The following is a 21540-nucleotide window of genomic DNA, read 5'->3' as shown; positions in this document are numbered from 1 at the left end:
AGGAAAACGATGGTGAGGAAGGTCAGGCCTACGATGGCCGACAGGACGCGAATGGCGCGGCGCCGGTGCCGCTGGTGGGTGGTCATGGCATACACCACTGGCTGCCGCAGTAGTAGCGACCATCATCAAAGTTCGGGGGGCCGGATTTGCGCCCGCATCCGCACTCAACTTCCTCCTCGATTTCCTCCGCTGACTGATCTGACTGATCTGACTGGTCAGCCAGTTGGCAGTTGGTGCCGCCGCAGTGCGGGCATTCGGTGTGGGTCAAGTTACTGAATGGGCCAACCCAACGAATCCCGGCCTGGTTGCAGTTCCCGCAAATCATCGTCATGGCCGAACCCTCACCGCAATCCGGCCGCCCTTCATGGTTGGCGCCAGGCGCTGTGGCAGATCCCGCACCAGGTCTTCACGCTTGCGACCGATGAGGTCGTTGAAGGGAAGGCCGAAGCCCAGGATGGCAATGCGGCGCTCGATGTCGTCGAGCTGCTCGTCGATCAGCGATTTAACCGGTGCGGTGGTCATGCTGCCTCCTTACGCAGCCGGCTGATCTTCAGTAGCCAGGCGCTGTAGTGGTGGAACTCTTCGGCGTTGATGGCGCCGGTAGTGAAGTGGCGGACAATCAGGCCCTCAGTCAGTGACTCGGCAAGGTCTGTTGTGTCCGGATGCCCAAGCTCCAGCAGGGCGGTGGTTATCGCGACGTGCGGGCTCACAGGCCAGCATCCACGTCGTCTTCTGCCTCTTCCCGCTCTGCTGCTACTGCGTCGGCGGCGTAGGGCCTCAGTAGGTCCATGGCGATCTTCTCGGCGGCTTCGATGGGACGGGGTTGCCCGATCAAGTCAGCAGCGTGACCACGCGAGTCTGCCTGGCTGCCCAGGATCGACGACAGGAACAGCCTGGCGAGCGAATCGCGCTCATCCAGACCATCGATCTGGCGTTGGTTCAGGTGGCCCTGCAAGTAAGTGCAGAACCGGTCGAACGTCACCACCTGCGGCTGTCCGAAGCGGCGCTTCCACTTGATGTCGACGCCGCACACAAGGCGCTCCGCCGAATGCTCAAGCCAGTCCGTCACCACGTCGCTCTCGCTGACCTCTGGAGGCAACTGAGCGTCGTAACGCTCCTGGCATATCTTCAATGCTGCGTTCATGGGCGCCTCCAAAGTGGCGGGTTGTTCACCTGTATTCGTCAACACTCATGCCTCCCGCTGGTTGCCGATGGGCGCGGGGGAGGAGTGCTGACGCAATAGAGGTGGGGAAGGGGGTGGCAGATGGCCGGAGCTGATCCCGGCATGGCTATTAGCGGCCTTAGTGACACCGGAGTTTCACCGGGGCGAAGGTTTCAGCCGCTTATTCTTGGACTCGCCGTGGCCATCTGGGCGCTTACTCACTCTACCGGCCACGATTCCCGCGATCCCTCAGGTCTTACACTTGCCCGTCAGCCCGGGCATTCATCTGCTTGTTGCGGTGATGCAGGTGGGCGGTTATAGGCCGCAGTTTCGTCCGCATCGGAGGTGATCTTCAGTGCTGAGGCCAGGTCCGCCTTTCCGTCGCGCAGGGTTCATACCGCCCGATCAGGAACCACGCCGCATGTGTCGCCCCGTAGGACCGCGTGGCATTACCTTTCAGCTCGACGCCCTTAGACCCTTTCGGGACTGAAGATCACCTCCGATGCGCTCTCATAGAGAGGATCGGGCAGTTAACGACAGGCTGTCGTGGCGCTGGTTGTCAGGCTGCGGCCGGGATCACCACCAATACGGTGTTGACCATCGTTCCGGCTTGCTTGAATGAGGCTTCTGGAAGGGTTTCGATACTTCCGCCGCGCTGCTCTACGATCCCGCGAAAGTCCCGGGTCAGAGCGTCATCGCGGAAGGTCACACCGGAAGGCATGATCGCCACCAGTCGGCCGCCGGGCTTCAGGAACTTCAGTGCGTGAACAACGTGGTGAATATCACTGCGCTTTTTGTCGAAGGGCGGGTTCATCAGCACTCGGTCATAGATGGGTTTAGGCTCGACCTGCAAGAAGTCGCCAGGTTCGGAAACACCCGACAGCGGCAGCTTCAGTTCGATCAGCGCTCTGTGGTTGTCCGGCAGTAATTCGTGCATGTCGACCATTACGCCTACCGCTGCGGAGTTGGCGGCCACCGCCAGTGCGCCACGCCCGGCGCTCGGCTCCAGCACCAACATCCCGTCGCTGATCATTGCGAGGTCCGCCGCCTGTTTTGCAACGTGCGGCGGCGTCGGGAAAAAGCCGAAGTCCTGAGGAACAGTAACCTCGCCGGTCATCAGGATGTTTTCGATTGCGTCGGCGGCGTCACCGGCAAACAAGTGCGCTTTTGCCTTGGTGTTCCACTTGCCCCCGGCGGCCTTCAGCGTCTTGTCGAGGCGCTGGTACAGGCTCTTGTCGAGTTGGCCGCCAGTAATAAACAGCTTGTTGTCTTCGGTTCGCGAGGCGCTGAGCAGCGCCATTACTTCGTTGTCGACTTTCATGTGTTGCTCTCCGTTGATTTCCTGTCAGGCCCTGTTGCGAAGGCCTGCCAGTGAAAGCTTCACTCCGGCACCCTGATCGGATGCTGGTCGATGATCGTGATTGAGCCGCGATCAGTTACCGCGACCCTGGCCGTCAAGCCTGGGTGCATCTCCGCAAGCCTTGGGTGCGCCTTGAAGTCGGCGACCCTGCCAGTGCGATCGCCCAGGCCGAGGTAGATCACGTCACCTATTTGGATTTCGCTCCCGCGCTTCGTTGGCATTTCCGTATCTCCGGTTGTCATCCCAAGCAGCCATCGCGAGAAGGCTGCTCAGTGATGCTTTCCGCCGTGACCCGCATAGCACCTGGCGTCAGTCTCCGGCTTGAATCAAATGTTCTTCCAGCCGCGGGCCTTTCGGCTTGTTCTCCCGCTGGATAACTGTTCTTGGCGCTTTACGCTGCACGCCCGGGTCAGTTGCCAACCCTCTGAACCGTTTAGGCCGGTTCATCGCTGCCTTTGAATCTGGGCCGGTGGTGATTCGGCAAGGGTGAAGCTGTGTGACTAAAGAGCGGGTCGGGCCCTGAGGCCCTGGCGAGTCCCTGTTGGGTGACTCGATGGAGCGAACATTACCGTACGGTAATAAATCAAGTCAATACCGATTGGTAATTAATTTGTGGCACCCACAAAAAAGCCCGCTCAGTGGCGGGCTACGGATTGAGATGTGAGAGCACGGATACGGGCGGGCTTGGGTAGGTCAGTGCGGCACAGGAGAGAACAGCGCCCTTGCGACATCGTCCAGACGCCTCTCGATCTCCGTCAGGTCGGCTTGCTTGATGTCGGTCGCGCATTCGTAGGCGCAGAACAAGCACTGCAGCAGCTCAAGGTCTGAAATCTTCGCAAGCTCGTCTTTCAGGTCGGGGCGCTGGCTGAGTAGAAGCGCTCGAATCTCTTCTGCGGTTTTCGACTTTTCCATAAGTAATTCCTCCAGAGCTCGACCCGATTTTAGCCCATGAGAATGCGTAGTAATGGCCGCTGATCGCCAGATTGACTGAAGGGATGGGTCTAGATACAAGAAGCCCGGCGCTGGGCCGGGCTTGGAGTCAAGCCGCTACAGTGGCTCTAGGGATTTTCGCATCAGGCACAGAGATGCCATCTTTGAAGAACATTACCTCGTCGCCTACATATCGCGCTTGGGCGGTATAGTGCAGTCCGTAAGTCAGAGCCTCGTTCTGGCTGTACATCTCACAGATTTCTGGTGCGCTATCGTACGAGACTACCCATGGTCTCTCAAAGCTGATCGACTGCAACAATTCAGCAATTTGCAGATGATCATCGTGCTTGTAGAAGTTTCGGTACAGGCCTCGCCCTTTAACGTAGTACGGCGGGTCAAGGTAGATCAGTGATTGCTCTGGCAGAAACTCTGCTGCGCGACTGAGCAAAAGAAAAGCGTCCTCGCAATAAACTGAAATCCGATCTGCATTCAGTGCGATTCGTTCAAGCCTGGTTGCAATCATCTCCTTGCTGAATCGGGCATCGAGTTTGTAGGCGCCAGTCTGAGCCTTGCCCCCGATGACTCCACCCTTGAGGATGCCGGATCGGTTTGTACGGTTCACAAAAAGCGTAGCAAAACCCCTCTCGGCAAGGGAGAGCTCAGGGTCCTGGGCAAGCATCACGGAGCGCCAGTGATGCCATTGCTCCATGGTGATTGGCGTGTCTCGGAGTAGTTTTAAGATTCCGTCCGGATCGGTTGTCGCAGCTGACCAGAAGGCGAATACGGCCGGATCGAGATCATTGATATGAATATGCGATGCATGCCCGTCGAAAAGAAGCTCTAGGGCAACTCCGGCTCCGCCAGCAAACGGCTCGAGATAGTGCCCGTCCGCCAGGCCATTAGCCCGCATTACCTCGGCAATGAAAGGCGCAAAGCGAGCCTTACCGCCAGGGTAGCGTAGGGGGCTGTATAGCTTGTTGGAGTACATTAGATCTCATCCTTTGAGGTGCGCGCGACCTCAGTTTAACGGCCGGCAGTATACTTGGCCAGCCCTATTCCGGAACGGTAGCCACTGCTTTTTTTGCCTCAGGAGCGTCAAGAATTTTGAGCAGTGCCGAATCGATACCATGACCATTGATCATGGTGCTCCGGAGGCTTTTCCGGAGACCTTCTCTGAACGCCTCCGCAGACCCGGCGTTATGCTTAACCCAGGCTCTATAAGGATTCTTCGCTGCACCCCCATTGACCATTCCCAAAAAGGTCGCGTTTTTTGCGAAAGCTTTAAAGTGACCCCGGAGACGCTGGTCCTCTGGGCCGGATTTTTTCCGGTAGTTAGCCACGAGCTGCGCCATGTCAATGACCTCGTCGGCCGGGTCAATCTGAAGCACCTCTGAAATTTTATCGCATAACGAAATGAAAACAGGCTTGTTGAATCCAGAGGAGTTTTTCCAATAAGGATCTTCAGGTGGGAGGTTGTAAAGAAACTCAAAGATAAGCTGGTCCGGCGGTAGAGTTCCGGGCAGCTTAAGAATACTGTCCATACCTTTCACCCCCTCGACATCTCCGTCAAGGATGATAATGCTTTTACTGCAAAATTCCGGGATTTTTCGCTTAACGAGCTTTATGTACTCAGAGCAGCCGAGGGCTACATCTTTTAATGCGTTTGTGACTTTTTTGATGTTTCGATCGCTGACTATAGACGCATATAGGTCGTAAGCTTCCTTGTCCTCGAAATACAAGTTTATTTGTGGTAGAAGATTGGTATCTACTGCAATGGTTTGTACGTGGAGGTCGGCATATATTTGAGGCCAGGTTACATTTTCAAAGACTTGAATTGGTCCATAGCTGTCGCTCAAGTATATATTTTGGTAGTTTTCTTTGTCGACCAAGCTTAATTTTTGAAGGTCTTCAATCATTGTTGGTGAGTGGGATGTCATAATTACTTGTAAGTTTAAATCTTTGCATTCCTCTGTCAGGATTTTAATAAGTTGTTTTTGTGCTGCCGGAAATAGTCCTGCATCGGCTTCATCAATAAGTAAAAGCCCGCCTTTGTATTCGGCATACTCCTCTTTTAGTTTTCTAAATGAAAAGATGGCCAGCAATATTTGCCCTGCATTATCTTCGCCGGCTGAAACCGAGTCGTGATCATAGTTGTCCCCGTGCGCGGTAGCAGACTTTATCGTACCGGTGGTTGCAGTTACAGATGTCGCGGAGCGCTTGCTTAGAAGCCTGTTGCTCAGGGCTACGAAAGCACGGCGATGCTCAGATAAAAACTCTATATCATGCTCCGAATATTTCGGACGTTGCGATATGGGTGTCAAACGCTTGAGGCTTAGATAAATAACTGGGTGCGTTGCATTGCGGCTCGTGTTTTCCCCATCGGAAAGTGTATTTCCTCGGACGATAGGTCTAGGCTTGCTTCTATCTTTTGAGTCGTATAGTTTTAAAATTAAGTCGGCTTCTTCAAATGTATAGCCGTCATGTATAGATACCGAAGTTTCCATTGAGTCTGGCTTGTCGAATTTCTTCGATAATCTGAAGTGCTCTGAAACTCTTGACTCAAACTTGGCGCCTGTAAGCGTTTGGAATGAGAGAAACTCATCTTTGACGTAGTCTTTTTCGAAGCTGAAAACCTGAGCTGCAATCCCTAAGATGGAAGATTTTGAGGTGCCATTTTTCCCGCAGAGAAGTGTAATTCTTCTGCCTAGCGGGACAGTTAAATCTTTTAAGCCGCGAAAGTGGGAGATATTTATTTTTTTAATATGGGTGTATTTATCTCTGTTGTTTTTCTGTCCCACTTTAGCGTCCCTGCAATAGATAGAATTTTGGTAAGGTCTTTTAAAATGTTATGAGCGGCGTCGTTTAGGCGGTGTTATTGCTCGACCGAATAATATCTCCCGCCTTCACCTCATCCACATACGCGGCCAGCCGATCCTCGTCCGCATGAAGCACCGTGCACATCTTCAGCACGGCTTGGGCGTCCGCCTCATTCCCGGCAAGGCTCAGGCGCTCTGCAATCCTCATCAGCTCTACGGCTGACCACTTGAGGTCGGAGGCGATGCCTTGCAGGTCGCGCTTTAGGTCTTGGTTGGGTTTAGTGAGGGACATTTAGGGCTCCAAACTCAGTGCGCGGACTGCCATTCACCAGATTCCGCCTCGTACCTATCGAAAGACTCTCTCAGTGCCACAATATCCAGCGGCGACTTCGGGGTAATAGAGCCAGGCTCCTCTGGCACAATTCCATCAGCCTCCATCAATTCGACCAGCTTTTTGCCGCGAGCAATGCCCACGTTCAGATGGTGAGCAACAAAAGCTGCGCTTAGGTGTTTCCCTGTTAGGGCTGCAATAACCGCTCTGCCGTACATAGGGTCGGCAGCGTAGCTATCATGATCCAGGTAGTTTTCCAGCCAGCCAGCGAATCTGCATTCGGAAAGCAGAACGTCTAGATCAGCAATTGTTTGATCGGCGCTCGCCAGCGCCTCCGCCAGGGCATGTTCGTGTTCCTGCTCGTTGGCGGGCACACCCTTGATCAGGTGGCTCGCTGATAGGCCTGTCCCTGGAAGGCCAGCAGTTACCCTTATGCCCTTCTTGCTCTTGTTGACGCTAAGCCCTGGTGGGCCAAACGAAAAGCTGAAGCCGGATTTGCTGATGTTCAGCCAAACCCAAGGGAGGATTTGAATCCGCTTTTGAAATCTCATACCCATTCACCACCTCCTTGTGGTCGTTATAGCTTGCGAGCATTCCAGACAAGCAGAACACGAGCCTGGATATGCACCTTGGCGAGCATATCGCCCTCAATCATGATTGCCGGGTACACCGGGTTATCTGAAATCATGCGCAAGGAGCCCCCGGTCAGGCGCTGAAGCCGCTTAATGAAAAGCTCGCCCTCCAGCGTGAAGACGTAGATCGCGTCGGTACGTATTTCGGTGATGCCACGATCCACTAAGAGGGCATCACCATTACGGAAGGTGCCCTCCATGCTGTCCCCATCGCCATCAATGATGGCTAGGTTCTCAAGCTTGGAATACGAAAGCCCTTGAGTCTTGAGCCAGTCAAGGTGAACGGTAATATCCCTGATCACCTCGATATGGTCGGGCGGCACTCTTCCAGGACCCATTGAGCCGGCCACGTCCAATTGGGGAATGGTGATGAAGTCGGCGTCCTGAGACTTCCTCCGCGAAGCCATAGCAATCACGTTGCTCTCCCTGGCGTGGCCGTTGCCGATCGGCGCATCTAGCGCGTATCGGGCGAGCCCAAACTCGATCTCGATTTCCCGAGCAAAGTCTTCCCCGATGGTTTTTGCTCCATTTTTTTCTGGATCAAAAAGACATCTCGATATGAAGTTTTGAGGCTTCTTTAGCTTTTCTGCTAGGCGCGACTGTGCGCCGCGAGCGCCAACCCCGTATTCGGTGTCCATCAGCTTTTTTAGGTTGTGCCTGCGCACTTCGCGAATATCCATCTTGCGATTCTCTACGGGTCATTACTCATTGGTAAATGACCATCCGGTATTGATTAAATGGTTACCGTGCGGTAATAATTGCGCATCACAGAGGAGAACCGTGATGCGAACTAAGCACATCCAGCTTTTGGAGTGGCTCAAAAACGCTTCCGACGAGGCCGTCGAGCGCACCGGGACCTCTCGCGGCTACTTGAAACAAATTGCCTACGGCAACAAGCAAGCATCCGCTGCGCTTGCGGTTTCGCTTGAGCGTGAGTCGGCGGGCGCGCTGAGTCGCCGGTCGTTGCGTCCCGCTGATTGGAATCTGATTTGGCCAGAGCTTGCCTCCGCCGCCTGAAAACCCTGTCCGCCTTTCCATTGAAGTAATTCTGACCGCAACCGACCCAAGGAAAAACTAGGACATGAAAACGCCCGTACTAGAGACCCGCCGCCAAGTAATGGCAGCTGTGTCCAACGCTTTCCCTGGTGGGATGGATTGCGCAGCTGCTCGCCTTGGGATCAAGGACAAGCGCCTGGAAAACCAAATCTACGAAACCGCTGGATGCAAGCCGCTGAGCGATATCGAGATCCACGTGCTGGAGAGCGAAACGAAAACCGAGTATCTGCCGGACTACATCTGCGCGATGTACGGCGGTGTGTTCGTGAAGATCCCGGAAGCGGGGGAGTTGGACAACGTAGATCTGTACCAGCGCTCTCTGACGGCATCCGCGCAGCGCGGTGCACTTGACCAGATGGTGGCTGCCGCCCTGGAAGATGGCGAGATCGATTCGAACGAAGCAAAGAAGATCCGCGCTCTGCACGCCAAGTACATGTCGGCGAGCCTTGAGGCTATCGGGGCGGTAATTGAGTTGCACAAAGCCCGCGCATAAATCGCAGGCACAAAAAAGCCAGGTTCGTGGCCTGGCTCATTGCTACTTCAGCGAGGCAATAATGAATACACAATCCATCCCCGTCAATAGCCCCAACAATCTCGCGCCACGTTTTTCACAATCTGAAAACGTGGCGCGTGCAATTTCAATGACCAGTTCCGAAATTGCCGGGCTGACCAGGAAGCTGCACAAAAACGTTATTCGCGACATCAGAGAGATGCTCGACGAGCTGAGAAAGGATGGCTCAGATGTGAGCCATGTCCGGGAAGACCTGGATACCCGTGGCTACACCTCAAACTTCCATCTTGATCGCGAGCTGACAGAGCTTCTTCTGACTGGATACAGCATCCCGTTGCGCCTCAAGGTGATTCGCCGCCTCAACGAACTGGAGGCGGAAAACAAGAAGGCCGTCGCTCTCCCGTCCTACGCAGAAGCCCTGCGCCTCTATGCCGATCAGATCGAGCAGACGCAGGTGCTTCGAGTTGAAAACCACCAGCAGGCTACCAAAATCCACTCCCTGGAGAACCCCTTCAAGGAAGGCATGACCCACACCCAGTTCTGCAAGGGCCTAAATGGGGTCAACGTCATGCAGGTGGGTAATTACCTGGAAGCACGGAGTTGGCTCTACAACGAGAGCAAGTCCGGCATCCGTCACCGCGTTGGGTCGTACGCCCGCGACAAGTACATGACCGAGCACCAGGTCGAAGTCACCCCCCACGGAAAAGACCCCTTCATCTCCTACACGCCGATCCTGCTGAGGAAGGGCGCCGCACGCCTGTACGACCTGTACCTGGCCGGCGAACTGCCCATGAAGAAGACATGGGATGGTCTGTTCACCCACGATAAAGCAGTGCGAGGTGCCGCGTGAGCATGGGCCTTATGGTCGCGGCGATGAAGCTTCGCGTCGGCAATCCATTGCGCAAGCTTGTGCTGATCAAGCTGGCCGACAACGCCAGCGACGTAGGCGAGTGCTGGCCGTCTTATCAGCACATCGCCGATCAGTGCGAGATCAGCAAGCGCTCTGTCATGAACCACATCACAGCCTTGTGTGACGCAGGATTGCTGCGTAAGGAAATCCGTAAGGGTGGTCCGAAGGGAAACTCGTCGAACGTTTACTTCCTCACTCTCGATGGGGGTGGTGCACCTCCTGCACCAGGGGTAGTGCAGCAGATTCACCAGGGTAGTGCAGCAGGTTCACCCCCTAGTGAATCTCCTGCACCAGGGGGTAGTGCAGCAGCTGCACCCAGAATCAGTAACTCTTTTGAATCAGTCATAGAACCGGTCATTGAACCAATTACGCCCCAGGCTACCGCCAAGGTCGTGACGGGGCAGGTCGTGCCATTCACTCCCCAGCAACCACGAGTTGAGATTCCCGCCGACATGCCTGGCCCCAAAGACCAGGCCTGCAAAACTTTCAAGGTCTGGGCCAACTACGCCATGGCCTACCGCAAGCGCTACGGTGCCTGGCCGGTGTGGAACGCCAAGACCGGCAAGCAGACGGCGCTGCTGGTCGATCGCCTCGGCGCCGATGTCGCCCACCACGTGGCCGCGCACTTCCTGAAAACCAGCGATGCCGCCGTTCTGCGCAAGTGCCACAGCCTCAACGAACTGCTGGCCAACGCCGAGAGCTACCACACCCAGTGGGTCACTGGGCAGCGCATCAACGGCACAACCGCCCGCCAGATGGAACGGACCGAGGCAAACCTCTCCGCAGCCGAGCAGGCCGCCCAGATGGTTTTGGCCAAACGCCAAGCAGGTGACCGCAATGAATACCTCTGAAATGAACGACCAGCAGGTTGCCGGGCTGGCCGCCGCCATCTGCGCAACGGCCGAGGCCATGGGCCAGGAGATGAACCCCGGTACCGCCGCGATGATGGCCGAAGACCTCTGCGCCTACCCGGTGCCCGTCGTCAAAGCCGCGTTGAAGGCGTGCCGCTTCGAAGTGAAGGGCAAGCTGGGTATGGCTGACATCCTGCAGCGCGTCCAGTCCTCCGATGGGCGCCCAGGCAAGGACGAGGCCTGGGCGATCGCCATGACCACCAACGACGAATTTGAAACCGTGGTGCTGACCGACGAAATTCAGCTGGCTCTGGCCGCGGCGAAACCCATCTTGGATGGCGGCGACAAAATCGGTGCGCGCATGGCGTTCATCGACGCCTACCAGCGGTTCGTGGGCCAGTCCCGCGAGGACGCGAAGCCGGTCAACTGGCACGTATCCGTAGGCTTCGACGCCAACCGCCGAATTCAGGCTGTGACCAAGGCGATGGAGCTGAAGCGAATCCCACGCGAACACGCCCAGAAGTACCTGGCGGACATGAGTGTCGAGCCAATCACCGAGGATGGCCGAGCCATTGCGGGTCTGCTCACTGGCACGGTCAACCGGCCGGAACCGGCACTTCGCCAGAAACTGGAGCTCGTCAAAAGCTCGATGCTGGAGATGCGCAAAGCCAGCGCAGAGCAGAAGGACGAGATACGGATTGCTGCGGCCAACGAGTTGGCTGATCGCCGCGCGCTGCTGATTAAGCAGGCTCAGGAACTGGAAGAGAAGAGGGCGGCGCAATGACCGACAAGATCAGCGTCAACTGCCAGGCCAAGCTCACTGAGGCCATCACATGCCTGACCACCATGTACCGGGACAAGAAGTTTGTGGTGGTCTCTTTGCGCCCGGGCAAGGACCGTACCCTCGACCAGAACCGTTTGTGGTTCGCGATGTACAAGCGAATCGCTGAGATGACCCAGATCGGTGACGCTGCCGAGGCCCGCAAGTACTGCAAGCTGCACATCGGCGTGCAGATCCTGCTGAACGAGGACGCCGGATTCCAGGCCGAGTGGTACCGGGTCATGCGTCATCTGCCATACGAAACGAAGCTGGCCATGATGGGCGAATGCCATTTGTTCGGCCCTGACGGCTTCCCGGTGACCAGCCTGTTCAATCGCGCCCAAGGCGTCCAGTACACCGACCGCATCGCCAATTACTTCACCGGCCAAGGTGTGGTTTTCACTGATCTACTCAGTCAGGAGGCCGCATGAGCCAGTTCAAGCCCGGCGATCTGGCGCTTACGCTCCGCAGTGGCTTCGGCTTCCCGGCAATGACCACGGTGAAGCTTGACGTTTTTCTCCGCAGAGGTGAGACCGCGCAAGAGCCAGATGGCTGCTTCTTCACTCCAAAATTTGACGGTTGGGCCGTTTACCGCGAGGACGAGGATGGCGAGGGCTTCTTCCGGCCTGAGCACCTAATGCCGCTGAAAGGGGATTTTGCGTCAGAGCAGCAGAAGTCGTGGGAGGTGGTCCTGTGATTACTTGGTTCGATGTGATCGTTTACGCAATCGGCTGGGTTGTGCTGATCAGGCTGGCATGGGCAATAGGCAAGGCGATTCCTCGTATCGCTATCGCAATCGGTCGCGCATCCAGTGTTTGCCGATGGACGAAAGCAATCATCCGCGCGCATGGCCTTGAGGGTCGAGCGGGATTGTCGTGGATTCCGTTGTTCTTCTGGACATTCATCGGCGGCCTGAGTGATTCGCCCGACAAGCTGACTCACAAGCACGGGGTTTGGTCGGACATTGGCGATTGGACGGTGTTCCAGCCAAAGGAGGCCGTATGAAGCGCACCCCACTGCAGCGCAAGACCCCGCTCACGTCCGGAGGCCCACGCCGCAAGCGCTGCCCAGAGTGCCGTGTGATGTTCACTCCATCCAGGAACGCGCAGGCGGTATGCGGCGAGATCGAGTGCGCTATCGCTCACGGAAAGTCAGAGAAGGGGCGGGCGATCGCCGGGAAGGCCCTGGCAGAGGTGGGGCGCCGCGAGATCAAGGTCCGCAAGGAGAAGCTGAAGAGCAGGGCGGATCACCTGCGCGAAGCCCAGGCGGCGGTGAATGAATACGTGCGTCTCCGTGACGCGCACCTGCCCTGCATCAGCTGCGACTCCACGCCGAACGATAACGACCTCATGACTGGCAGCCGGTGGGACGCCGGGCACTATCGATCCGTCGGCGCCTGCCCGGAGCTGCGCTTCGAGCCTCTGAACATCCACCGCCAGTGTGTGAAGTGCAACCGCAACCTTTCCGGCAATGCCGTCGAGTACCGCATCCGCCTGGTGCAGCGCATCGGCGCCGAGAAGGTGGTCTGGCTGGAAGGTCTGCACCCAGCCTGCAAGTACACCGTGGATGAGATCAAGGCCATCAAGGCCAAATACCGGGCAATGGCCAAAGAACTGAAAAAGGAGCAAGCCGCATGACCTATCGCAACGTTGTTTCAGCAGTAGTTCGAGCCCTCGCGGCCGAGACCATCAATTCCGCTGGTGGCTGCGACTTTGAGCCCAAGGTGCAATGCGCCAAGCAGAAGGGGGAGATCGTCGGCAAGGAGGCGGCGTTTCTCCAGGACTGCTGGGTGTTCGGCCGGCTGCACAAGGCGCTCACCCCGGCGCACTGGCGAGCACTCGTGGCGAAGTATTCCACCCATGAGGAGCGTAAGCACGGCGCGATTCTGGAACTGCTCAACTCGGTGCGCACGCCTGCGCCGAAACGTTTCCGGGAGTGCGCCGTATTGACCTGGGCGATTCCACAAGTGGCCGGCGCCGAAGGCAAGCGCTCCGCCGCGGTGCTGCCTGCCGCATGGTACGACATCACAAATTGGGACAATGATGGTAAGCCAGAGTCGACCCGGTACCGTTGGCGCTCAGGGATCCGCAAGACGCTTGACGACCAGGTGAACGAGGCGCTCACTGCCGCTCAGGAACTGCTCGACGCGGAGGGATTAATCGAAAGTTGCGCGGCGTAGCAAATAGCCATTGCAATGAGTGAGAAAGTGAGAGAGTATTTACCCATCCTGTCGATCTTGCGCGTTAGGGATATACAACTAGAAGCCCGGCCATTGAGCCGGGTTTTTGCGTTATGGCTGCTCGACGTAAGTTACGTCGGTAAAACCCTCAGCAATACACATCGTTTTGAAGGTTTGTGGCGTTTTATCGTCTCTGTGCTGGTCTCTGATGGTGATATGGAATCGTGCAGCTACCAATTTCCACTCATCATTCTCGTAGAAGTGATCTGCGCGCTCTATGAACGACTTGCGCTCCCCATCTTTCGTGTAGCTGATTTCAAAAGTGCGTAGTTCTGACATAACACATTCCTTGTATTTCGCCTGACCAGTGAGGCGAAGGTGCAATTTAGTTCAAATCCCGCCAAGCGCGGGATTTTTTATACCTCAAATTCAACTGTAGCCAGGACAGCCCTCGGGAACCCCTGGACGCGGTATCGCCGGAAGTCACGCGTCACGAAAGAACACCGGCAGCTCGCGCACCCTGACCTGACTGCGCTTCCAGGGTGGCGCGAGACACGAGCAGCGCGATCGATGCATTGGGGCGTCGACGCTGTGGTTGTCTTTGGCTGACAGCGGGAAAGACCGCGCACCTATTCAGGGCCTCGACATTGATCGGGGCCTTTTCGTTTTCGGCCCCACCACACCCATCGCTATGAGCTGGGAGTGCTGCTGGGGCTGACCTATTCCAAACATGCCCCACGGAGTCGAGCGCATGGAGTATCTACAGCGCCTGCTCGACAAGATCGACAGGTTCGAATTACTGATTGCGGGCCTGATTGGGGCTGTCGTTGCGAGCTGGTGGCACAAGGACGACTTGTCCGACTGGCGCGCCTGGATGGTGTTCTTGATCACCGGGGTTGCCTGCTCGCTGTACCTGACGAGCATGGTGAGCGCTTACCTGAATGTCACAGAGCCAAAGATCGTCGCTGGGATTGGTTTTCTCCTGGGTACGTTCGGCGGTTCGCTCCTGGCAGCAATCAACCGAGCCATCAAAGCCGCTGACCTCTGGGCGCTTATTCGCCAGCGGTTCGGGGGAGGCAATCCACCATGAATCTTGAACTGATTAACTCCATCGCCTGCGGCCTTATCGCGCTGTGGGCCACCTGGTGCGTACTGAGCGGGAAGGTGAGGGACGGCATCCTCGGGAAGCTGATCTACTCGACGATCGCCATTACCGGTTTTGTCGTGATGGTGCGTAGCCAGAACATCTTCTTCGGCCCGACCACCGCGGGCCTGACACTGCATGTCGCCCTAGCCCTGGCTGGTGCTCGCCACATCTTCATGGTCACGTACTGGCAGCCGGTTAAAGCCTGGCTTTGTCGGACGCTGAACTGTGAGCACTGCCTGCACTGCGACAAGGCACCTGGTGGTGTCGAACGCCGGAGCAAGTAATGCGAGGGCCTACCAGCCCCCTGGAAACCACTGCCGGGCAAGGCTTACCGTCACGCGCAGTGCATGCTGACTTTGGTCACACTCTACCTGTCGGTCTTCAGGCGTTGCGGGCTTGCGCCACTTAAGGTTTGCCGCCAAGCCTTTGGCGTAGGTTTTTTCAAATTCGGGGCTTGCTTCCTTGGTAAGGCGCATCGCTTTCGCATAGTCAGCCTCAAGGTCATCAGGCAGCGATTCAAAAGCCAGTTTGGCTTGCTGATACCTAACGGCATACATGTAGCCGTCAGTTGGGGCTTCGTCGTAGCTGTAGCGGGATGGCTCTGAAGCGAGTGCTGGGCCAGCGAGAAGTAGCGCAGAGAGATACAGGCGTCCGTGCATGGGTTCGAAGTCTCGAAAAAATCAAAGTCAGCGGAGTATACCCGGCTCATCCGCGCCACGTTTTCGAATGCGCCAAATCGTGGCGCGCAATCATGAGGAATCACCCATGGATAACCAGCACAAGAAAATCACCGGCTACCGCGACCTGAGTCAGGCCGAGATCGACGGGATGAACTCCATCAAGGCGCTCGAAGCTGACGCCGGCGAGCTGTTCAAGCAGATCGGTCAGATTGAAGGTGTTGACCCGCGGCTGTTGGCGTTGGCCAAGACCAACTTGCAGCAGGGCTTCATGTGGTTCGTGCGTTCGATCGCCAAGCCAGCCGATCCGTTCAGCTGATGAGCAACGTCACCCGCCTGAGGCATGCGATTCCCATGGGGCAGAACATCAACGCCGCGGTGAGCGCTCTCGATAAGGCTATTGCTGATGCCGTTGATGCTGCCAAGGAAGCCGGCCTGCCCCAGGGCCTGATCGTTGGACTGCTTCACGATCACGATCACGCGCATGCAAAGACGCACCACATGGTGACCAAATGACCGCGACCATCCACGACATCGCTGACCAGCGCCATCATCTGATGGTGGTAGCCAGTGATGGCGCCCACGTAATCCCGCACGCTCTGGTTCAATCGGTGATCACCGGCGAAAAGTCTTCCTCGATCCTTACCGAACCGGTGGTGAAGCGTATCATTGAAGAGTGGCTACAGCAGGTGACCACATGAGCGTGAAGCTCGTTGAGCTCAAACGCGAGGGCTGGCGAGATGCTGCCAAGACCCTGCGCAAGATTGCCGATGGCCTCGACGCGGGAGAGCATCCCGAGTGCACCGTAGGCGCCTTGACGCTGATCGGTGCGAAGGGAGAGGTGACCGTGTTCGGCCTCGACCCAAAGTGCGACGACCTGCAGTGCCTGGGTGCGATGCGCCTGGGGGAGCAGAAGCTGATTGATGTGCTGCTGGATGGCGGGGAAGGGTAGGCGTGCCGCAGGTGAGTGCGGCAAGGGTGGATCACTTCACTTTCAGGGCTTCTTGGATCTGGTCAATGTACCCAGACAGCCTGCGCAGTTCGTTCTCAAGGTCATGCGGCTTTGCTGAGGACACAGCTCCCAGTATCAACTCAAGCGCAATAGATCCTGCTATCCCGCGCTGCGCGTCAGGTTGAAGCTTGTTGTAGGCGTGATTGCCTACAGTGGCGATTGCTTTGAGTGCGTCTGACATGTTGCATTCCTTGCTGTTGAATTGATATTCACCAATACCGGCAACGAGCCACTATTACAAGCGTAAGGTGATCTATGGATAGGCCATACCCTCCATCGTCGCTTCTTGAGCTGTCCGAGCTTTCTTACTTCGGCATTCGCCTGACACCGGCACCTGAGGTGTGGGAATGGCTCCAGGCTGAGATCCTCGCCGACACCGGCACCATTCACAACGAAGACCATGCCCACCTACTGGATGCAGGCATCCGGATCATGTGGGCGTCGTCGAGCTTCGAGAAGCAGGGTAGGACAGTCCTGGGTCAAGCCGAGCAGGTAGCGTTCCGTGCCGGTGGTTGGCAGAAAGCCCGGATGGAGCAACAAATGCGTGACTGGTTCGGCGACGTGCCGGCCTTCATCATCACCCTGGCAGCCGATTACTGCGCCCAGTGCAGCGACCTTGAGTTCTGCGGCCTGATCGAACATGAGCTGTACCACCTGGCTCACGCGACCGACAAGTACGGTCAACCAGCATTCACCCAAGACGGTGCACCGAAGATCAAGCTGCAGGGCCACGACGTCGAAGAGTTCATCGGTGTGGTCCGCCGCTACGGTGCGAGCCCTGACGTTCAAGCGTTGGTGGATGCTGCAAACAGTCCTGCTGAGGTGGGGAAATTGAACATTGCGAGGGCCTGCGGAACCTGTCTGCTGAGATCGGCCTGATTCTTGACAGGCTCTAGACGGATGAGAATTTATGGCAGCCCTGAAAAATGAGGTGAAGAGCTTCATCGTTCAGGCGCTGGCGTGCTTTGACACCCCCTCCCAAGTGGTGGAAGCCGTCAAGAACGAATACGGGGTTGTGGTGAGCCGCCAGCAGGTGGAGACGCACGACCCAACCAAGTCGGCCGGGAAGGGGCTTGCGGTGAAGTGGGCGACCCTGTTTCACGACACCCGCAAGAGGTTCCGCGAAGAGACAGCTGACATCCCGATCGCCAACCGCGCCTTCCGCCTACGCGCGATGAACCGATTTGTGGAAAGGGCCGAGTCGATGAAGAACATTGGCTTGGCTATGCAGATACTGGAACAGGCGGCGAAAGAAACCGGCGATATGTTCGTCAACCGCTGCAAGAAGGAAGAGGCGGGCGACGAACCGGTGATCCCGAGCCGCATTCAGGTCGACGTGGTGGACGCGAGGAAGCCGAATGCCGAGCCTTAACGTTCCGCAGGCTCAGTTCCTCACGCTGCCCCACAAATTCCGTGCGTTCGTTGCCGGGTTCGGCTCAGGCAAGACCTGGGTGGGCTGTTCTGCACTGAGCAAACACTTCATGGAGTGGCCCGGCGTCAACGCTGGGTACTTCGCGCCGACCTACCCGCAGATCCGGGACATCTTCTATCCGACCATGGATGAAGTGGCCTATGACTGGGGGCTGAAGACCAAAATCAACCAGGCGAACCACGAGGTTCACATCTACAGCGGCCGGCAGTACCGCGGCACTGTGATTTGCAGGTCGATGGAAAAGCCGCAGACGATTGTCGGTTTCAAGATCGGCCATGCCCTGGTGGATGAGCTGGACGTGCTGACAGCCATCAAGGCGCAGCAGGCCTGGCGCAAGATTATTGCCCGGATGCGCTACAACTTGCCCGGGCTGAAGAACGGGGTGGATGTCACCACGACGCCGGAAGGCTTCAAGTTCGTCTTCCTGCAGTTCGTGAAGCAGTTGCGCGACAAGCCCTCGCTAAAAGAGATGTACGGCCTGGTGCAGGCCAGCACCTTCGACAACGAGCTGAACCTGCCGGATGACTACATCGCCTCCTTGATGGAGTCGTATCCGCCGCAGTTGATCATGGCGTACCTCAGGGGCCAGTTCGTCAACCTGACGTCGGGAACGATTTACACGGCGTACGACCGCAAGCTCAACGGGTGCTTCGACACCGTACAGCCCGGCGAGCCGCTGTTCATCGGGATGGACTTCAACGTCGGCAAGATGGCGGCGATCACCCACGTCAAGCGCGATCAAGGCTTGCCCAGGGCAGTGGATGAGCTGATCGACGGCTACGACACGCCCGACATGATCCGCCGCATCAAGGAACGCTACTGGCAGCACGATGGGAATGACTTCAAGAAGACATGTGAAATCAGGATCTACCCGGACGCCTCGGGCGATTCGCGCAAGTCTGTGAACGCCAGCATCACCGACCTGGCCATGCTCAAGCAGGCCGGGTTCACGGTCATCGCTCCAGCGGCAAACCCGCCGGTGAAGGACCGAATCAACGCAATGAACGCGGTCTTCTGCAATGCGCAGGGCGAGCGCCGCTACCTGGTCAACCCGCTCACCTGTCCGACCTACGCCGATGGCCTGGAGCAGCAGGTGTGGGGCGCGAACGGGGAGCCAGACAAAACCGCCGGCATCGATCACGCGAACGACGCCGGCGGCTACTTCATCCACCGCGAGTACCCGATCATCAAACCGGTCACCGCTATCAAAATGGGATACGCCCGATGAGCAACGACGTCTCCTTCAAGCGGGCGGAATACACAGCAGTGCTGGACCGCTGGGCCACCGTTCGCGACGTCTGTGCCGGCCAGCACCGGGTTGTCGATCGGCTCCCGTACATCAACGCACACGATAAGTCGCCGGAGAACGAAGATCGGAATCGGGCTTACCGAGAGCGGGCAGTGTTCAAGAATGCCACCGGTCACACCCGTAACGGGCTGCTGGGCCTGGCCTTCCATAAAGACCCGACCCTCACGGTGCCGAAAAAGCTGGAATACCTGCAAGACAATGCCAACGGCTCCGGAGTGAGCATTTACCAGCATTCACAAGGCACGCTTGAGAAGGTGCTTGAGGCTGGCCGCCACGGCCTGTACGTCGATTATCACCAGGACGACGGCATCGGTGGTCACTCGGTGATCCTGTCTTATTGCGCTGAAGACATCATCAACTGGCGCACGGGCATGGTGAACGGTCACAGTGTGCTGACGCTGGTGGTCCTGCGCGAGTCTCCGGAAATTCCTGACGGCTTCGGCTACAAGACGGCTGAGCAGTATCGGGAGCTGGCGCTTGAGGATGACGGTTTCGTTTGTCGTGTTTGGCGCCGGTCCGGTCCGAAAGGTGGCGGGCCGCTGGCGGTGATCGAAGAGTTCAGGCCGGAAGGCGTCACCGGGCGTCTCAAGGAGATCCCGTTCACCTTCGTCGGCGCGCAGAACAACGACCCAAGCATCGACGAGTCGCCGCTGTACGACATCGCCATGATCAACCTGGGCCATTACCGGAACAGTGCCGATTACGAAGACAGCGTCTTCTGGTGTGGCCAGGCCCAGCCATGGATCAGTGGGCTCGACGAGTCCTGGCGCGACTGGATGGAGAAAAACGGCATCTACGTTGGTTCCAGGGCCCCGATGATGCTGCCCGTTGGTGGCGCTTTCGGTTATGCGCAGCCCACGCCCAACACGCTGGTCAAGGAGGCCATGGCCGACAAAAACCAGATGATGATCGAACTGGGCGCGCGGATGGTGGTTGCGTCACTTGCTACCAAGACCGCAACGGAGTCCCGCGGCGATCAGTCGGCATCGACATCAGTTCTTGCTGGGTGCGTAGCGAACGTCAGCGAAGCCTATACACGGGCGATTATGTGGTGCTGCACCTACATGGGCATTACCGACAAGAAGGTCGCCTACCAGGTGAATCAGGAGTTCGTCGAACTGTCGGCTGATCCGCAGATGATCACGGCCTTGGTTGGCTTATGGCAGAACGGCGGATTCGCCAAGGCTGACTTGCGGGCTTACCTGCGCAAGCTTGGACTGATTGCACCAGAGCGCACCGACCAACAGATCGACGGCGAGCTGGAGGAGCAGGGCGACGGTCTTGGGCTGGACGACGAGGGCAAAGTAGATGGCAGCGAACCAAGCAATACTTGACGCGACCATCCGGCACGCCGTCTTCCTCGAAAAGCTCAAGGCTGGAGAGGTGGCCAAGTTCGCCCCCTTTCTCAAAGAGATCGACCGATCGATTCGCGACCGGCTCACCCAGTCGGACCTGACTGAGTACAACGTCAAGCGCCTTGAAGCGTTGCTGAAGGAAGTGGATAGCCTGCTGTTAGGCATCTTCGACCGCTACAGCGCGCAGCTGAACCTTGACCTGGTGGACATCGCCAACTACGAGGCTGAATTTGAGGCGACCAGTCTTTCCAGATCGGCGCCGGTTGGCGTATCGCTAGATGTTGTTGCACCGACGGCCGCAGCAATTCGCACCGCTGTACTGACGAATCCGCTAAGTGTGCGCGGCACAGGCGGCGGGAAGCTGCTGAAGGCCTTCATCAAGGACTGGACAGGTGCAGAGCGTGATCGGGTAACCGGTACGATCCGGCAGGGCTTTTTCGAAGGGCAGACGAACTTCCAGATCATCCGCAACATTCGCGGTACCAAGGCCGCAGGGTACAAAGACGGCATCCTGGTCACCACCAACCGCAATGCCAGCACGGTCGTGCACACCGCGATTCAGCATGTGTCCTCCCAAGCACGGATGGAGGTGGCCAAGGCCAACAAGGACATTGTGTCCGAGGTTGAGATGGTCTCCACGCTGGACAGTAAGACCAGTCAGCAATGTAGGTCGATGGACAAACGACGGTTTCCGGTTGATTCAGGGCCTCGGCCACCGTTTCACCCGAACTGCCGAACTACCTTCATCCTGCTGACCAAGCTCAGTGAAATGTTCGCCAAAGGCGCTACCCGCGCTTCAGTGGGTGCCGATGGCGGCCAGCAGGTCAGTGCGAGCCTGGATTACTACCACTGGCTCCAGCAGCAGCCGCCATCGTTCCAGGACGTGGCCATCGGACCTGTACGGGCCAAGCTGTTCCGGGAGGGCGGGTTGACCGTCGAGCGCTTCACTGAGCTGCAGCTTGATCGCAATTTCGCTCCGCTGACCCTGGCGCAGATGAAAGGGCTTGAGCCTCTGGCATTTGAAAGAGCAAACATTTAGATTTCGTACCT

The 21540-nt window shown here is 57.3% G+C and carries 35 protein-coding genes; 21 read left to right on the top strand and 14 right to left on the bottom strand.

What is annotated here, in order from left to right:
• Positions 1 to 327 precede the first annotated feature (327 nt).
• From ACHPFG_RS16865 to ACHPFG_RS16815, 11 genes are all read right to left on the bottom strand, one after another.
• Complete coding sequence (locus ACHPFG_RS16865) at positions 328 to 522, bottom strand: hypothetical protein (protein WP_431699883.1); 195 nt, start codon at positions 520 to 522, stop codon at positions 328 to 330.
• Positions 519 to 710, bottom strand: coding sequence for a hypothetical protein (locus ACHPFG_RS16860; RefSeq protein ID WP_431699882.1), 192 nt, complete (start codon positions 708 to 710; stop codon positions 519 to 521). The genes ACHPFG_RS16865 and ACHPFG_RS16860 overlap by 4 nt, the downstream gene beginning before the upstream one ends.
• On the bottom strand, positions 707 to 1144 hold the full coding sequence (locus ACHPFG_RS16855; protein ID WP_431703486.1) for a hypothetical protein: 438 nt from the start codon (positions 1142 to 1144) through the stop codon (positions 707 to 709). The genes ACHPFG_RS16860 and ACHPFG_RS16855 overlap by 4 nt, the downstream gene beginning before the upstream one ends.
• Before the next feature lie 577 nt (positions 1145 to 1721).
• The gene (locus tag ACHPFG_RS16850) at positions 1722 to 2483 is read right to left on the bottom strand and encodes an SAM-dependent methyltransferase (RefSeq protein WP_431699881.1); all 762 of its coding nucleotides are present in this window, start codon (positions 2481 to 2483) and stop codon (positions 1722 to 1724) included.
• Between the two features lie 59 nt (positions 2484 to 2542).
• Positions 2543 to 2743 carry a hypothetical protein gene (locus tag ACHPFG_RS16845; protein ID WP_431699880.1) on the bottom strand — a complete coding sequence of 67 codons (201 nt, stop codon included), beginning with the start codon at positions 2741 to 2743 and terminating at the stop codon, positions 2543 to 2545.
• Between the two features lie 472 nt (positions 2744 to 3215).
• Entirely contained in the window at positions 3216 to 3434 is a 219-nt protein-coding gene (locus tag ACHPFG_RS16840) for a hypothetical protein (protein ID WP_431699879.1), read from the bottom strand.
• A gap of 127 nt (positions 3435 to 3561) precedes the next feature.
• Positions 3562 to 4440, bottom strand: a complete 879-nt coding sequence (locus tag ACHPFG_RS16835) for a DNA adenine methylase (protein ID WP_431699878.1) — start codon at positions 4438 to 4440, stop codon at positions 3562 to 3564.
• A 64-nt stretch (positions 4441 to 4504) separates the two neighbouring features.
• On the bottom strand, positions 4505 to 6250 hold the full coding sequence (locus ACHPFG_RS16830; protein WP_431699877.1) for an ATP-dependent nuclease: 1746 nt from the start codon (positions 6248 to 6250) through the stop codon (positions 4505 to 4507).
• Positions 6251 to 6314: 64 nt separating this feature from the next.
• Positions 6315 to 6560, bottom strand: a complete 246-nt coding sequence (locus tag ACHPFG_RS16825) for a hypothetical protein (RefSeq protein ID WP_431699876.1) — start codon at positions 6558 to 6560, stop codon at positions 6315 to 6317.
• 14 nt (positions 6561 to 6574) lie between these two features.
• Positions 6575 to 7156, bottom strand: a complete 582-nt coding sequence (locus ACHPFG_RS16820; RefSeq protein WP_431699875.1) for a DUF4236 domain-containing protein — start codon at positions 7154 to 7156, stop codon at positions 6575 to 6577.
• 20 nt (positions 7157 to 7176) lie between these two features.
• Entirely contained in the window at positions 7177 to 7911 is a 735-nt protein-coding gene (locus ACHPFG_RS16815) for a S24 family peptidase (protein ID WP_431699874.1), read from the bottom strand.
• A gap of 103 nt (positions 7912 to 8014) precedes the next feature.
• On the opposite strand from ACHPFG_RS16815, the gene ACHPFG_RS16810 reads away from it, so the two are divergent.
• The 10 genes from ACHPFG_RS16810 (at position 8015) to ACHPFG_RS16765 (ending at position 13558) form a co-directional block, all read left to right on the top strand.
• Entirely contained in the window at positions 8015 to 8248 is a 234-nt protein-coding gene (locus ACHPFG_RS16810) for a hypothetical protein (RefSeq protein ID WP_431699873.1), read from the top strand.
• A 64-nt stretch (positions 8249 to 8312) separates the two neighbouring features.
• Positions 8313 to 8780: a YmfL family putative regulatory protein gene (locus tag ACHPFG_RS16805; protein WP_431699872.1), complete on the top strand. Its 468-nt coding sequence runs from the start codon at positions 8313 to 8315 to the stop codon at positions 8778 to 8780.
• 61 nt (positions 8781 to 8841) lie between these two features.
• Entirely contained in the window at positions 8842 to 9648 is an 807-nt protein-coding gene (locus ACHPFG_RS16800) for a Rha family transcriptional regulator (RefSeq protein ID WP_431699871.1), read from the top strand.
• Entirely contained in the window at positions 9645 to 10559 is a 915-nt protein-coding gene (locus tag ACHPFG_RS16795) for a helix-turn-helix domain-containing protein (RefSeq protein WP_431699870.1), read from the top strand. The genes ACHPFG_RS16800 and ACHPFG_RS16795 overlap by 4 nt, the downstream gene beginning before the upstream one ends.
• Entirely contained in the window at positions 10546 to 11343 is a 798-nt protein-coding gene (locus ACHPFG_RS16790) for a hypothetical protein (RefSeq protein ID WP_431699869.1), read from the top strand. The genes ACHPFG_RS16795 and ACHPFG_RS16790 overlap by 14 nt, the downstream gene beginning before the upstream one ends.
• Positions 11340 to 11810 (top strand): hypothetical protein, encoded by a 471-nt coding sequence (locus tag ACHPFG_RS16785; RefSeq protein WP_431699868.1) that lies wholly within the window; start codon positions 11340 to 11342, stop codon positions 11808 to 11810. Before ACHPFG_RS16790 ends, ACHPFG_RS16785 begins: the two co-directional genes overlap by 4 nt.
• Positions 11807 to 12076, top strand: coding sequence for a hypothetical protein (locus ACHPFG_RS16780; protein WP_431699867.1), 270 nt, complete (start codon positions 11807 to 11809; stop codon positions 12074 to 12076). The genes ACHPFG_RS16785 and ACHPFG_RS16780 overlap by 4 nt, the downstream gene beginning before the upstream one ends.
• Positions 12073 to 12384 carry a hypothetical protein gene (locus ACHPFG_RS16775; protein ID WP_431699866.1) on the top strand — a complete coding sequence of 104 codons (312 nt, stop codon included), beginning with the start codon at positions 12073 to 12075 and terminating at the stop codon, positions 12382 to 12384. Before ACHPFG_RS16780 ends, ACHPFG_RS16775 begins: the two co-directional genes overlap by 4 nt.
• Complete coding sequence (locus ACHPFG_RS16770) at positions 12381 to 13016, top strand: recombination protein NinG (protein WP_431699865.1); 636 nt, start codon at positions 12381 to 12383, stop codon at positions 13014 to 13016. The genes ACHPFG_RS16775 and ACHPFG_RS16770 overlap by 4 nt, the downstream gene beginning before the upstream one ends.
• A complete protein-coding gene (locus tag ACHPFG_RS16765; protein WP_431699864.1) occupies positions 13013 to 13558 on the top strand; it encodes a hypothetical protein in 546 nt (181 codons plus the stop codon). Before ACHPFG_RS16770 ends, ACHPFG_RS16765 begins: the two co-directional genes overlap by 4 nt.
• A 111-nt stretch (positions 13559 to 13669) precedes the next feature.
• On the opposite strand, the gene ACHPFG_RS16760 is transcribed toward ACHPFG_RS16765, so the two are convergent.
• Positions 13670 to 13897, bottom strand: coding sequence for a hypothetical protein (locus tag ACHPFG_RS16760; RefSeq protein ID WP_431699863.1), 228 nt, complete (start codon positions 13895 to 13897; stop codon positions 13670 to 13672).
• 412 nt (positions 13898 to 14309) lie between these two features.
• Here ACHPFG_RS16760 and ACHPFG_RS16755 point away from each other — a divergent pair, with 412 nt between their 5' ends.
• Both ACHPFG_RS16755 and ACHPFG_RS16750 read left to right on the top strand, forming a co-directional pair.
• Positions 14310 to 14648 carry a hypothetical protein gene (locus ACHPFG_RS16755; RefSeq protein WP_010211438.1) on the top strand — a complete coding sequence of 113 codons (339 nt, stop codon included), beginning with the start codon at positions 14310 to 14312 and terminating at the stop codon, positions 14646 to 14648.
• Complete coding sequence (locus ACHPFG_RS16750; RefSeq protein ID WP_184742061.1) at positions 14645 to 14989, top strand: hypothetical protein; 345 nt, start codon at positions 14645 to 14647, stop codon at positions 14987 to 14989. The genes ACHPFG_RS16755 and ACHPFG_RS16750 overlap by 4 nt, the downstream gene beginning before the upstream one ends.
• 9 nt (positions 14990 to 14998) lie before the next feature.
• Here the strand turns inward: ACHPFG_RS16750 and ACHPFG_RS16745 are convergent, their stop codons facing one another.
• Positions 14999 to 15364: a hypothetical protein gene (locus tag ACHPFG_RS16745; protein ID WP_431699862.1), complete on the bottom strand. Its 366-nt coding sequence runs from the start codon at positions 15362 to 15364 to the stop codon at positions 14999 to 15001.
• 106 nt (positions 15365 to 15470) lie between these two features.
• Between ACHPFG_RS16745 and ACHPFG_RS16740 the strand changes: the two genes are divergently transcribed.
• From ACHPFG_RS16740 to ACHPFG_RS16725, 4 genes are read left to right on the top strand one after another with little or no spacing between them, the layout of a single operon-like run.
• The gene (locus tag ACHPFG_RS16740; RefSeq protein ID WP_431699861.1) at positions 15471 to 15701 is read left to right on the top strand and encodes a DUF7681 family protein; all 231 of its coding nucleotides are present in this window, start codon (positions 15471 to 15473) and stop codon (positions 15699 to 15701) included.
• The gene (locus ACHPFG_RS16735) at positions 15701 to 15898 is read left to right on the top strand and encodes a hypothetical protein (RefSeq protein WP_431699860.1); all 198 of its coding nucleotides are present in this window, start codon (positions 15701 to 15703) and stop codon (positions 15896 to 15898) included. The genes ACHPFG_RS16740 and ACHPFG_RS16735 overlap by 1 nt, the downstream gene beginning before the upstream one ends.
• A complete protein-coding gene (locus ACHPFG_RS16730; RefSeq protein WP_431699859.1) occupies positions 15895 to 16083 on the top strand; it encodes a hypothetical protein in 189 nt (62 codons plus the stop codon). Before ACHPFG_RS16735 ends, ACHPFG_RS16730 begins: the two co-directional genes overlap by 4 nt.
• The gene (locus ACHPFG_RS16725; RefSeq protein WP_431699858.1) at positions 16080 to 16334 is read left to right on the top strand and encodes a hypothetical protein; all 255 of its coding nucleotides are present in this window, start codon (positions 16080 to 16082) and stop codon (positions 16332 to 16334) included. Before ACHPFG_RS16730 ends, ACHPFG_RS16725 begins: the two co-directional genes overlap by 4 nt.
• 31 nt (positions 16335 to 16365) lie before the next feature.
• Here the strand turns inward: ACHPFG_RS16725 and ACHPFG_RS16720 are convergent, their stop codons facing one another.
• Positions 16366 to 16575 carry a hypothetical protein gene (locus tag ACHPFG_RS16720; protein ID WP_431699857.1) on the bottom strand — a complete coding sequence of 70 codons (210 nt, stop codon included), beginning with the start codon at positions 16573 to 16575 and terminating at the stop codon, positions 16366 to 16368.
• Between the two features lie 74 nt (positions 16576 to 16649).
• On the opposite strand from ACHPFG_RS16720, the gene ACHPFG_RS16715 reads away from it, so the two are divergent.
• The 5 genes from ACHPFG_RS16715 to ACHPFG_RS16695 are packed head-to-tail and all read left to right on the top strand — an operon-like array spanning position 16650 to position 21529.
• Positions 16650 to 17273 carry a putative metallopeptidase gene (locus ACHPFG_RS16715; protein WP_431699856.1) on the top strand — a complete coding sequence of 208 codons (624 nt, stop codon included), beginning with the start codon at positions 16650 to 16652 and terminating at the stop codon, positions 17271 to 17273.
• 31 nt (positions 17274 to 17304) lie between these two features.
• Positions 17305 to 17766, top strand: coding sequence for a DUF2280 domain-containing protein (locus ACHPFG_RS16710; protein WP_431699855.1), 462 nt, complete (start codon positions 17305 to 17307; stop codon positions 17764 to 17766).
• The gene (locus ACHPFG_RS16705) at positions 17753 to 19054 is read left to right on the top strand and encodes a terminase large subunit domain-containing protein (protein ID WP_431699854.1); all 1302 of its coding nucleotides are present in this window, start codon (positions 17753 to 17755) and stop codon (positions 19052 to 19054) included. The genes ACHPFG_RS16710 and ACHPFG_RS16705 overlap by 14 nt, the downstream gene beginning before the upstream one ends.
• A complete protein-coding gene (locus tag ACHPFG_RS16700) occupies positions 19051 to 20469 on the top strand; it encodes a DUF4055 domain-containing protein (RefSeq protein WP_431699853.1) in 1419 nt (472 codons plus the stop codon). Before ACHPFG_RS16705 ends, ACHPFG_RS16700 begins: the two co-directional genes overlap by 4 nt.
• Positions 20444 to 21529 (top strand): minor capsid protein, encoded by a 1086-nt coding sequence (locus ACHPFG_RS16695; protein ID WP_431699852.1) that lies wholly within the window; start codon positions 20444 to 20446, stop codon positions 21527 to 21529. The genes ACHPFG_RS16700 and ACHPFG_RS16695 overlap by 26 nt, the downstream gene beginning before the upstream one ends.
• Positions 21530 to 21540: the final 11 nt, after the last annotated feature.

The sequence above is a fragment of the Pseudomonas sp. BR20 genome, from assembly GCF_050780135.1.
In the GTDB taxonomy this organism is placed as follows: domain Bacteria; phylum Pseudomonadota; class Gammaproteobacteria; order Pseudomonadales; family Pseudomonadaceae; genus Aquipseudomonas.
Note: the sequence above shows the minus strand (reverse complement) of the source record. Positions and strands in the feature narration are given on the sequence as shown.

What these genes read in the sequence shown, in the direction of transcription:
- ACHPFG_RS16865 (WP_431699883.1), bottom strand. Translation starts at nt 522, where the DNA reads ATGACCACCGCACCGGTTAAATCGCTGATCGACGAGCAGCTCGACGAC.
- ACHPFG_RS16855 (WP_431703486.1), bottom strand. Translation starts at nt 1,144, where the DNA reads ATGAACGCAGCATTGAAGATATGCCAGGAGCGTTACGACGCTCAGTTG.
- ACHPFG_RS16850 (WP_431699881.1), bottom strand. Translation starts at nt 2,483, where the DNA reads ATGAAAGTCGACAACGAAGTAATGGCGCTGCTCAGCGCCTCGCGAACC.
- ACHPFG_RS16845 (WP_431699880.1), bottom strand. Translation starts at nt 2,743, where the DNA reads ATGCCAACGAAGCGCGGGAGCGAAATCCAAATAGGTGACGTGATCTAC.
- ACHPFG_RS16840 (WP_431699879.1), bottom strand. Translation starts at nt 3,434, where the DNA reads ATGGAAAAGTCGAAAACCGCAGAAGAGATTCGAGCGCTTCTACTCAGC.
- ACHPFG_RS16835 (WP_431699878.1), bottom strand. Translation starts at nt 4,440, where the DNA reads ATGTACTCCAACAAGCTATACAGCCCCCTACGCTACCCTGGCGGTAAG.
- ACHPFG_RS16825 (WP_431699876.1), bottom strand. Translation starts at nt 6,560, where the DNA reads ATGTCCCTCACTAAACCCAACCAAGACCTAAAGCGCGACCTGCAAGGC.
- ACHPFG_RS16820 (WP_431699875.1), bottom strand. Translation starts at nt 7,156, where the DNA reads ATGGGTATGAGATTTCAAAAGCGGATTCAAATCCTCCCTTGGGTTTGG.
- ACHPFG_RS16815 (WP_431699874.1), bottom strand. Translation starts at nt 7,911, where the DNA reads ATGGATATTCGCGAAGTGCGCAGGCACAACCTAAAAAAGCTGATGGAC.
- ACHPFG_RS16810 (WP_431699873.1), top strand. Translation starts at nt 8,015, where the DNA reads ATGCGAACTAAGCACATCCAGCTTTTGGAGTGGCTCAAAAACGCTTCC.
- ACHPFG_RS16805 (WP_431699872.1), top strand. Translation starts at nt 8,313, where the DNA reads ATGAAAACGCCCGTACTAGAGACCCGCCGCCAAGTAATGGCAGCTGTG.
- ACHPFG_RS16800 (WP_431699871.1), top strand. Translation starts at nt 8,842, where the DNA reads ATGAATACACAATCCATCCCCGTCAATAGCCCCAACAATCTCGCGCCA.
- ACHPFG_RS16790 (WP_431699869.1), top strand. Translation starts at nt 10,546, where the DNA reads ATGAATACCTCTGAAATGAACGACCAGCAGGTTGCCGGGCTGGCCGCC.
- ACHPFG_RS16785 (WP_431699868.1), top strand. Translation starts at nt 11,340, where the DNA reads ATGACCGACAAGATCAGCGTCAACTGCCAGGCCAAGCTCACTGAGGCC.
- ACHPFG_RS16780 (WP_431699867.1), top strand. Translation starts at nt 11,807, where the DNA reads ATGAGCCAGTTCAAGCCCGGCGATCTGGCGCTTACGCTCCGCAGTGGC.
- ACHPFG_RS16770 (WP_431699865.1), top strand. Translation starts at nt 12,381, where the DNA reads ATGAAGCGCACCCCACTGCAGCGCAAGACCCCGCTCACGTCCGGAGGC.
- ACHPFG_RS16765 (WP_431699864.1), top strand. Translation starts at nt 13,013, where the DNA reads ATGACCTATCGCAACGTTGTTTCAGCAGTAGTTCGAGCCCTCGCGGCC.
- ACHPFG_RS16760 (WP_431699863.1), bottom strand. Translation starts at nt 13,897, where the DNA reads ATGTCAGAACTACGCACTTTTGAAATCAGCTACACGAAAGATGGGGAG.
- ACHPFG_RS16755 (WP_010211438.1), top strand. Translation starts at nt 14,310, where the DNA reads ATGGAGTATCTACAGCGCCTGCTCGACAAGATCGACAGGTTCGAATTA.
- ACHPFG_RS16750 (WP_184742061.1), top strand. Translation starts at nt 14,645, where the DNA reads ATGAATCTTGAACTGATTAACTCCATCGCCTGCGGCCTTATCGCGCTG.
- ACHPFG_RS16745 (WP_431699862.1), bottom strand. Translation starts at nt 15,364, where the DNA reads ATGCACGGACGCCTGTATCTCTCTGCGCTACTTCTCGCTGGCCCAGCA.
- ACHPFG_RS16740 (WP_431699861.1), top strand. Translation starts at nt 15,471, where the DNA reads ATGGATAACCAGCACAAGAAAATCACCGGCTACCGCGACCTGAGTCAG.
- ACHPFG_RS16735 (WP_431699860.1), top strand. Translation starts at nt 15,701, where the DNA reads ATGAGCAACGTCACCCGCCTGAGGCATGCGATTCCCATGGGGCAGAAC.
- ACHPFG_RS16730 (WP_431699859.1), top strand. Translation starts at nt 15,895, where the DNA reads ATGACCGCGACCATCCACGACATCGCTGACCAGCGCCATCATCTGATG.
- ACHPFG_RS16725 (WP_431699858.1), top strand. Translation starts at nt 16,080, where the DNA reads ATGAGCGTGAAGCTCGTTGAGCTCAAACGCGAGGGCTGGCGAGATGCT.
- ACHPFG_RS16720 (WP_431699857.1), bottom strand. Translation starts at nt 16,575, where the DNA reads ATGTCAGACGCACTCAAAGCAATCGCCACTGTAGGCAATCACGCCTAC.
- ACHPFG_RS16715 (WP_431699856.1), top strand. Translation starts at nt 16,650, where the DNA reads ATGGATAGGCCATACCCTCCATCGTCGCTTCTTGAGCTGTCCGAGCTT.
- ACHPFG_RS16710 (WP_431699855.1), top strand. Translation starts at nt 17,305, where the DNA reads ATGGCAGCCCTGAAAAATGAGGTGAAGAGCTTCATCGTTCAGGCGCTG.
- ACHPFG_RS16705 (WP_431699854.1), top strand. Translation starts at nt 17,753, where the DNA reads ATGCCGAGCCTTAACGTTCCGCAGGCTCAGTTCCTCACGCTGCCCCAC.
- ACHPFG_RS16700 (WP_431699853.1), top strand. Translation starts at nt 19,051, where the DNA reads ATGAGCAACGACGTCTCCTTCAAGCGGGCGGAATACACAGCAGTGCTG.
- ACHPFG_RS16695 (WP_431699852.1), top strand. Translation starts at nt 20,444, where the DNA reads ATGGCAGCGAACCAAGCAATACTTGACGCGACCATCCGGCACGCCGTC.